The organism is Vibrio sp. AIC-3, assembly GCF_013114515.1.
GTDB classification, from domain to species: domain Bacteria; phylum Pseudomonadota; class Gammaproteobacteria; order Enterobacterales; family Vibrionaceae; genus Vibrio; species Vibrio crassostreae_C.
The window spans coordinates 1-8,039 of record NZ_VTXG01000054.1 but is presented as its reverse complement, the minus strand read 5'-3'; the positions used below and the strand labels follow the sequence as shown (position 1 = coordinate 8,039).

At 44.2% G+C, this 8,039-nt stretch carries 8 protein-coding genes; 5 read left to right on the top strand and 3 right to left on the bottom strand.

The features are described 5' to 3' along the window. Positions 1–138: 138 nt before the first annotated feature. Both F0229_RS21345 and F0229_RS21340 read right to left on the bottom strand, forming a co-directional pair. Positions 139–603, bottom strand: a complete 465-nt coding sequence (locus tag F0229_RS21345) for a thioesterase family protein (RefSeq protein WP_017061819.1) — start codon at positions 601–603, stop codon at positions 139–141. 149 nt (positions 604–752) lie between these two features. Continuing rightward, positions 753–2,588, bottom strand: coding sequence for an ABC transporter ATP-binding protein/permease (locus F0229_RS21340; RefSeq protein ID WP_171733666.1), 1,836 nt, complete (start codon positions 2,586–2,588; stop codon positions 753–755). A 563-nt stretch (positions 2,589–3,151) separates the two neighbouring features. Between F0229_RS21340 and artP the strand changes: the two genes are divergently transcribed. The 5 genes from artP (at position 3,152) to F0229_RS21315 (ending at position 7,406) form a co-directional block, all read left to right on the top strand. Continuing rightward, positions 3,152–3,880, top strand: coding sequence for an arginine ABC transporter ATP-binding protein ArtP (gene artP / locus F0229_RS21335; protein WP_032545343.1), 729 nt, complete (start codon positions 3,152–3,154; stop codon positions 3,878–3,880). Positions 3,881–4,000: 120 nt separating this feature from the next. Beyond that, positions 4,001–4,732, top strand: coding sequence for a lysine/arginine/ornithine ABC transporter substrate-binding protein (locus F0229_RS21330; protein ID WP_017070691.1), 732 nt, complete (start codon positions 4,001–4,003; stop codon positions 4,730–4,732). A 3-nt stretch (positions 4,733–4,735) separates the two neighbouring features. Further along, positions 4,736–5,422, top strand: coding sequence for an arginine ABC transporter permease ArtQ (artQ, locus tag F0229_RS21325; protein ID WP_017083621.1), 687 nt, complete (start codon positions 4,736–4,738; stop codon positions 5,420–5,422). After that, a complete protein-coding gene (gene artM, locus F0229_RS21320; protein WP_171733665.1) occupies positions 5,419–6,087 on the top strand; it encodes an arginine ABC transporter permease ArtM in 669 nt (222 codons plus the stop codon). The genes artQ and artM overlap by 4 nt, the downstream gene beginning before the upstream one ends. 317 nt (positions 6,088–6,404) lie before the next feature. Continuing rightward, on the top strand, positions 6,405–7,406 hold the full coding sequence (locus F0229_RS21315) for a DUF4917 family protein (RefSeq protein WP_171733664.1): 1,002 nt from the start codon (positions 6,405–6,407) through the stop codon (positions 7,404–7,406). Positions 7,407–7,428: 22 nt separating this feature from the next. Here the strand turns inward: F0229_RS21315 and F0229_RS21800 are convergent. Next, positions 7,429–8,039, bottom strand: a 611-nt coding sequence (locus F0229_RS21800) for a transposase (RefSeq protein WP_216606197.1), incomplete at its 5' end; no start/stop codon positions are given.

Below are 8,039 nucleotides of genomic sequence, written 5' to 3'. Positions count from 1 at the left end.
GGTACGAGTCACTGAAAGTATATTCGGAACCGCCGTATGCGACCCACGCTTGTACGGTGGTGTGAGAGGACGGAGGCTGCGAGGCCTCCTCCTACTCGATTCTGAAACTTTCTGAATCTTTCTCAACCAACGAATACGTTATTCTGTCACGGCTTCTTGTTTGAAGCATGGGCTTTTCAACGTGTTCATCTTTTCGATTTCATTGGTTAAGCGCAGCGAGAGCAGGGCTTTCTGGTTCGAAGCAAAATCAAACATCACGATAGTCGCAGTGCCAACGGTCGTCAGTTTCTGTTGAGCCTTACTGACAATCGCGTATTCCATGGTGAATCGGTCATCTTGAATATCGGTAACACGTGAGCCGACCATCAAGGTATCTGGATACGTGACTGGGCGGAAATACTTACAGTAAGTGTCACCAAGAACAGGACCAACTTTGGTAATCGCCATCTCTTCCATCAGCTCGACGTGCTTGAAAAAATCTAAGCGAGCGGTTTCGAAATAGCGAAAATATACAGCGTTGTTAACGTGATTGAGTGCGTCCATTTCTCCCCAAGCGACAGGGATTTCTGTTACTACCGGGTAGTCAGATAATAGTGCTTCCATGCGAACTCTCTTATTGTTATGTAGGGATAAGTTGTTATTGGAATAAAAACCCTACCGCTAAATTAACAAAACTGCAACACGCGTGATTTAAGTTTTTGAAGCTTGAAACCACACAATGTCAGTGACTTAGTTGCACATCCACTCAATAGTTAGGCACTAAGGTGTTTGAATTGCAGCTCAACCAAGCGTTGGTACAATTCGCAGCTATTGATGAGAGACTGGTGGTCGCCGATGTCTACTAGTTGTCCTTTATCGAGCACCGCAATTTGGTCGGCGTGTTTAATTGTTGATAATCGATGGGCGATAATGATCGTCGTTCTGCCACGCATTAATTCTTCTAACGCTTGTTGTACGTGATGCTCACTTTCACTGTCTAGTGCGCTGGTTGCTTCATCCAACAATAGAATATTTGGATCTTTCAAGATGGCACGTGCGATAGCAATACGTTGTCTCTGCCCACCAGAAAGCCTTACACCACGTTCACCAAGAAAGCTGTTGTAGCCATCAGGTAGGTTTTGAATGAACTCGTGTGCGTGCGCTTTCTTCGCCGCTTCGATCACTTGCTCGTCTGTTGCCTGCGGGTTGCCGTAGCGAATGTTATGGAACACATCGTTACTGAACAGAGCAGGTTGTTGCGGTACCAATGCCATCTGCTTTCTTAGCTCGTTAGGATCAAACTGATTCAGTTCAACACCGCCTAAGGTGACCTTACCCACTTGTGGGTCGTAGAAACGTTGCAGCAGTTCGAACAGGGTAGTTTTACCTGCGCCAGACGGGCCAACCAGTGCCAACACTTTGCCTTCATGGGCAGTAAGCGTGAGGTTGCTTGTTGCGGGTTGGTCCGGTCTTGATGGATAACAGAAGGTCACATCATCAAATGCAACTTCTGGCGTTACGTTAGCAAGCGAAGTTGGATTCGCAACTGGCGCAACAATATGGCTTTCAACTTGTAGGACCTCGATTAATCGCTCGGTCGCACCTGCCGCGCGTTGCAGTTCACCCATCACTTCAGAAATCGTACCTAACGATGAAGCAACCATAATTGCGTAGAACACAAACGCCGCTAAGTCACCAGCCGACATAGTGCCGTTGATAACATCACTGCCGCCAACCCAAAGCATGCCTGCAATAGCACTAAATACAATCACGATAACGCCAGAAATAAGAATCGCGCGCTGTTTTACACGCTGGCGACCAATCTCATACGCCTTTTCCACTTCTACCGCGAATGATGCTTTCTCTTGCTCTTCTCGGCTGTAGCTTTGCACCGTTTTAATGTGCTCAATTGCCTCACCTGCGTAAGAACCCACATCAGACATGGAATCTTGGCTTTGGCGAGATAGGGCTCTTACACGGCGCCCATAAACAAGGATCGGAATCAAGATAAATGGCACCGAGGCCAATACAATCAACGTCAGCTTAATATTGGTCGCAAACAGCATGATGATTGCACCAATACACATCAACGCGCTGCGCATCGCCATAGAGAACGATGAACCTATGATGCTTTGAAGCAGAGTAGTATCCGTGGTGATTCGCGACATGATGTCGCCACTGCCATTGGTTTCAAAGTAACTTGGATGCAGCGTCACGACATGATTGAAAACCGACAGGCGTATATCCGCACTTACTCGCTCACCAACAGAAGAGACCAAATAGAAGCGGAAGAAGGTGCCAATCGAGATCAGCACGACCACCACCATGATGAATTGAATCGCGCTGCCTAAGTCTGACAACGATTGTTGGCTGAAGCCTTGGTCGATAAGAAGACGAATACCGTGTCCGACTGAAAGGGTTAAGCTCGCTGTGAAGATCAACGCGATCAACGCAGCAATAACACGACCTTTATAAGGCTGAATGAATTTACTCAGCTCAAACAAAATACTGAGGCTTTTTTTCTCAGGTTTGGGTTCTGGCGCTTGTTGAGTCGATCGCTGAGTCTGTCGCTGGTTCGAGTCGAGCGTAGAAGAGACATCGTTTTGCATATGACTGCCTTAATGTGTTGTCGCTTTAAAAATAGATGGCTTGTTGCTTGTTGCTTATGGCTAATTGCTTTATGACTTATTGCCTGTACTGCGCGTTGTTCGCTGGGCAGTAATTGTTGTTGAGAATCGAACCCATTAAAGCATTTATTGCGCTGTGACGCTCCCTAGGAAACTCAATTTCCAATATTTCCTCTCCACGAAGTGAATAACTCGAAACGACCTTAAAGGAAAACTAAGCATTTTGATCCAGTCAGTTGGATAGGAAACCAAGCTATTTAACCCTAATTTTTATGCAAGTAAATTAGCGTTGATAGGAGAGTGCACACATAAACAAGCAACCGTGCGATGATTTATAAATTGATAGCAAAACGTTTGCTATTTATCTTGATATTAGCTTTATCAATGACTTGCAATTTTTAGTTGTAAGACCAGTTATAGCGACTGTTTTTTGTGCAATATTTGTTACAAAAATTCAACAAAGTAGTTTTTTATACATTTTTCTTGCATAAAACCTCGGATTGAATAGAATAACCAACAAATGACAATTAATGCAGTATTGTGGCATGAGTATTCAAGTAAAGAGCATCAACAAATCATACGGTGATACCCAAGTTCTTCACGACATCAGTTTCGACTGTGAGAGTGGCGAAACCTTGGTATTGCTTGGCCCAAGCGGCGCGGGCAAGAGTTCATTACTGCGTGTATTGAACCTGCTAGAAATCGCGGACAACGGCGAATTAGACATTGCGAACGAGCAATTCGATTTTTCAAGCCAAATCCAAGAGAAGCAGGGGCTTAAACTTCGTCGTAAAGTCGGCATGGTGTTCCAGCAATACAACTTATGGCCACACATGACGGTGATGGAAAACTTGATTGAAGCACCAACCAAAGTGGCGGGTTTGGATAAGCAAGAAGCGATTAAGCAAGCGCAAGAAGTACTAAAGACACTTCAACTTGCAGACAAAGCAGATGCTTGGCCACTTCAACTGTCTGGCGGTCAACAACAGCGTGTTGCGATTGCACGTGCGCTGATGATGAAACCGGATGTGTTGTTGTTTGATGAACCAACAGCGGCGCTTGATCCTGAGATCACCAACCAAGTCGTGAGCATTATTAAAGAATTGAGCGGAACGGGCATTACCCAAGTGGTCGTGACGCATGAAGTCGATTTCGCGAAGAAGATTGCTAGCCACGTTCTGTACCTAGAGAAAGGGTACATCGTTGAACACGGCACCAGCGATTCATTCGTTAATCCGCAGACACCTGAGTTTGCCGAGTATCTGACTCATTAAGTAAGTCACTTATTAAAAGAAAGTTGACTCACTAGATCTAGCTAAACACAACATCAATTAAAACAATCAAATTATAAGAATGGCCACAGGCCGCTATTACACAGTATTCGGAGTAACAAAATGAAAAAGATTCTACTAGCTTCACTTATCGGCCTTGCTTCTTTTAACGCAGCGGCTAAAGAAGAAATCAAATTCGCGATGGAAGCAACGTACGCACCATTCGAATACATGGATGAGAACAACCAAATTCAGGGTTTTGACGTAGACTTAGCAAACGCACTTTGTGAAGAGCTGAAAGCAACGTGTACTTTCCACAACCAAGCATTCGATAGCTTGATCCCTGCACTTAAATTCAAACGTTACGATGCGGCTATCTCGGCAATGGACATCACAGAAGCGCGTCTTAAACAAGTGAACTTCTCTAACGCATACTACGACAACTCTGCAGCATTCATTTCTTTCGAAGGCAAAGTAGCAGACCAAGCAGCACTAGAAGGTAAGCGTGTTGGCGTTCAAAACGGTTCTACTCACCAGAGCTTCCTACTTGAGCAAATGACTGGCGTAACAGCGGTACCTTACTCAAGCTACCAAGATGCATTCATCGACATGAAGAACGGTCGTATCGATTCTGTATTCGGTGACACAGCCGTTGTAGCTGAATGGTTCAAGAAAGAAGACAACCTAACGTACGTTGGCGACCAAGTAACAAACCAAGAGTACTTCGGTAACGGCTTTGGCATCGCAGTAAACAAGAGCAACCAAGAACTTGTAGACCAGCTTAACGTTGCACTTGCAGCAGTAAAAGCGAACGGCGAATACGATAAGATCTTCAACAAGTACTTCGGTAAGTAATTTATGGAATTAACGGGTTACTCTTTAGGGCTCGTCGAAGCAAGTTGGATGACTGTTCAGCTTGCGTTCGTAAGCCTATTGGTTGGATTGGTTCTAGCAGTTTTGTTTGCAAGTGGTGAGATGTCTCGTCGTATTGCAATCAAATGGCCAACGACTGCATTTGTGACGATTGTTCGTGGTTTACCAGAAATTCTGGTCGTACTGTTTATCTACTTTGGTTCGACACAAGTTCTGTTCATGATCACTGGCGACTTCATCGAAGTTAGCCCGTTCTTATCTGGTGTTGTTGCACTGTCACTTATCTTTGCTTCTTACGCTTCACAAACCATCCGTGGTGCATTAAAAGCAGTAAGCAAAGGGCAGAGAGAAGCAGCAAGCGCGCTTGGTATCTCTCAATCACGTTCATTCTTTCGTATCGTGTTACCTCAAGCGGTAAGACACGCGCTACCAGGGTTAACCAACCAATGGTTAGTGTTACTAAAAGACACCGCATTAGTATCACTGATTGGCGTAACGGATTTGTTGAAACAAGCACAACTAACATCAGCGGCAACGCACGAAGCATTTACTTGGTACGCGACAGCAGCTGCAATCTACTTGGTCATCACTTTAATCACACAAAGATTGGTAAAAGTGATTGATGGTAAGTTCTCTATTCAAGGTTTGGGTAACAAAGGGGCAATGGCATGAATCAACAATACCTCTCTCAAATGCTTGAAGGCTTAGCGACCAGTCTTCAACTCACAGGCGCGTCATTGCTTGTTGGTTGTATCTTGTCACTGCTGATGACGGTAACGCTAATCCTAAGAATACCGGCGATTCACTGGTTCACTCGTGGCATCATCACGCTGTTCACCGGCACACCATTATTGGTCCAGATCTTCTTGGTGTATTACGGCCCGGGTCAGTTCGATTGGATTCGTGAAAGCTTCATGTGGACTTGGTTAAGCCAACCTTGGTTCTGTGCAATGTTAGCATTAGCATTGAACACCGCCGCATACAGCACGCTACTGTTCAGAGGCGCATTCAACGCCATTCCAGCAGGGCAGTGGGAAGCATGTCGTGCACTTGGTATGGACAAAATCGCAACGCTGAAAGTGTTACTGCCATATGCACTACGCCGCGCCGTTCCAGCTTACTCGAACGAAGTGATTCTAGTTTTCAAAGGTACGTCACTGGCAAGCACCATCACCATCATGGATTTGATGGGTTACGCTCAGCGTATCAACGGCCAAACCTACGACACGCTAACCGTGTTCGGCATTGCTGGCGCATTCTACTTAGCAGTAAACGGCATACTAACGCTGATCTTCCGTCAGGTAGAGAAGAAAGCCCTCGCATTCGAAGCCGCGTAAGCTAGCCACACACAAGCTTAACTAACGTATAAAGCCTGCCATTTATGTTCGCATAGATGGCAGGCTTTTTTGTGTTTTGGGGCATGTGTAAGGGGACTGTGTTTATATCCAGTTGGTCGGGGTTTTTACGAAATTCATACTATATGGAAATATTCTGCATTTTGTCATTCAATGAGTCTATCTATGTTTTAAGTCACTGAATTGCTGTGATTAATCGTGGTAAATTGCTGTACATATGAAACTAGATAGAAAAATCCTATATTTAAATGCAGAATTTTTCTGTCTAATAGCTGTTAAGCGGCTAGGAGATAATAAAAATGACATACGTAATTGAGAAATGGTCCGATATATCGGATAGGTTTGATGGCTCACTACTACTTGGAAATGGTGCTTCAATTGGCATTGATGGTAGTTTTTCTTACTCTTCATTAAAACAACATGCGATTGATAATGGGTTATTGACCCACCATGTTGAACAGCTTTTTAGTCATTTTGAGACTGATGATTTTGAATTGATCTTGCGTCTTGTATGGCAAGCCAATCGAGTCAATCTTGCTCTAGAAATTGCGGACAATGCAACTAGAAGTGCTTATGAACATGTTCGAGAGTGCTTGATTCAGGCTGTACGTAGTATCCACCCTGAATACCATGCAGTTGAGGAGCAATTTTCTGACATCGCAACTTTCCTTAGCTCTTTCAAAACAGTACTTTCTCTTAACTACGACCTGTCACTTTATTGGGTAATAATGTATGCCAATCGTGAGTTTAATGGACATAGTTTTAAGGACTGTTTCTTGCATGGTGAGTTTGATGAGGACTGGCAAAGATTCCGAGAGTCAATTAGCCGTTGGGATAGACGCAATACTTTGGTTTTTTATCCTCACGGTAGTTTGGTTTTAGCTCGAAATGTTGTGGAAGAGGAAGTTAAACTAGAAGCTGGTTCTAGGGATTTATTGCGTGCAATCCTGCGACAATGGGAATCTGGAAACTATATTCCATTGTTCGTTAGCGAGGGCACTTCAAGTCAAAAAGTTAAAGCAATTCACAACAGCCATTACCTTAATACTGTTTACCGCGAAGTGTTACCAAAAGTTGGAAACAATATAACTATATATGGCTGGGGCTTTGGTGAGCATGATGTCCACATTCTTAGCCGTATTGCTGAGTCAAATGTTACTAGAATAGCTGTGTCCGTTTTCGGTGAAGATCAAGGTTATTGCACAAGAGTGCATCAGATGATTAGAGATTACGTTGGAAATGACATTGAAGTCGTGTTCTTTGACTGCACAAGTCAGGGAGCGTGGAACAACGCCGCTTAACAAACGACTATGGCGTCAATGATTAATTTTTGGCTATGTTTTCATCCCACATGGCGCCATCTCTCAGCATAGAGTTAAGAGTCACAACCATCTTTCGAACACACGCGATTATTGCGACTTTCTTAGGCTTTCCGGCAGCTACAAGTCGAGCATAAGTTGCTTTGAATACGGGGTTACATTGCATGGCTGACATCATTGCCATATATAACACTGTGCGTACTTGCGCTCGACCGCCTTGGATCACGCGCTTACCTTTGTAGCGCCCACTTTCGCGTGTTATTGGAGCGACACCAATTAGTGATGCCGCTTGTTTATTTGTGATGTAGCCAAGTTCTGGTACGTTGCTAATTATTGATGCAGCGGCAATGTTTCCTATTCCAGGGACGCTCTGCAATATTGTGTTTTTAGCCTGATATTCAGGGCTATCTTCAATGAGTTTAACGAGCTTTTCTTCTAACTTGGTGATTTGATTTTTTATCGTGGTTAGCATCGGTTTGATAGTCGGATGGAGAGAAGCGGGAAGTATCTGGATTCGGTTCTTTTCCATGGTTTGCATGGATAACAACTGGTTTCGGCGAATGACTAAGTCACTCATTAGGCGTATGTTTTTTGGCTTTATGACAGTAAGAGCTG

What these genes read in the sequence shown, in the direction of transcription:
- F0229_RS21345 (WP_017061819.1), bottom strand. Translation starts at nt 603, where the DNA reads ATGGAAGCACTATTATCTGACTACCCGGTAGTAACAGAAATCCCTGTC.
- F0229_RS21340 (WP_171733666.1), bottom strand. Translation starts at nt 2,588, where the DNA reads ATGCAAAACGATGTCTCTTCTACGCTCGACTCGAACCAGCGACAGACT.
- artP (WP_032545343.1), top strand. Translation starts at nt 3,152, where the DNA reads ATGAGTATTCAAGTAAAGAGCATCAACAAATCATACGGTGATACCCAA.
- F0229_RS21330 (WP_017070691.1), top strand. Translation starts at nt 4,001, where the DNA reads ATGAAAAAGATTCTACTAGCTTCACTTATCGGCCTTGCTTCTTTTAAC.
- artQ (WP_017083621.1), top strand. Translation starts at nt 4,736, where the DNA reads ATGGAATTAACGGGTTACTCTTTAGGGCTCGTCGAAGCAAGTTGGATG.
- artM (WP_171733665.1), top strand. Translation starts at nt 5,419, where the DNA reads ATGAATCAACAATACCTCTCTCAAATGCTTGAAGGCTTAGCGACCAGT.
- F0229_RS21315 (WP_171733664.1), top strand. Translation starts at nt 6,405, where the DNA reads ATGACATACGTAATTGAGAAATGGTCCGATATATCGGATAGGTTTGAT.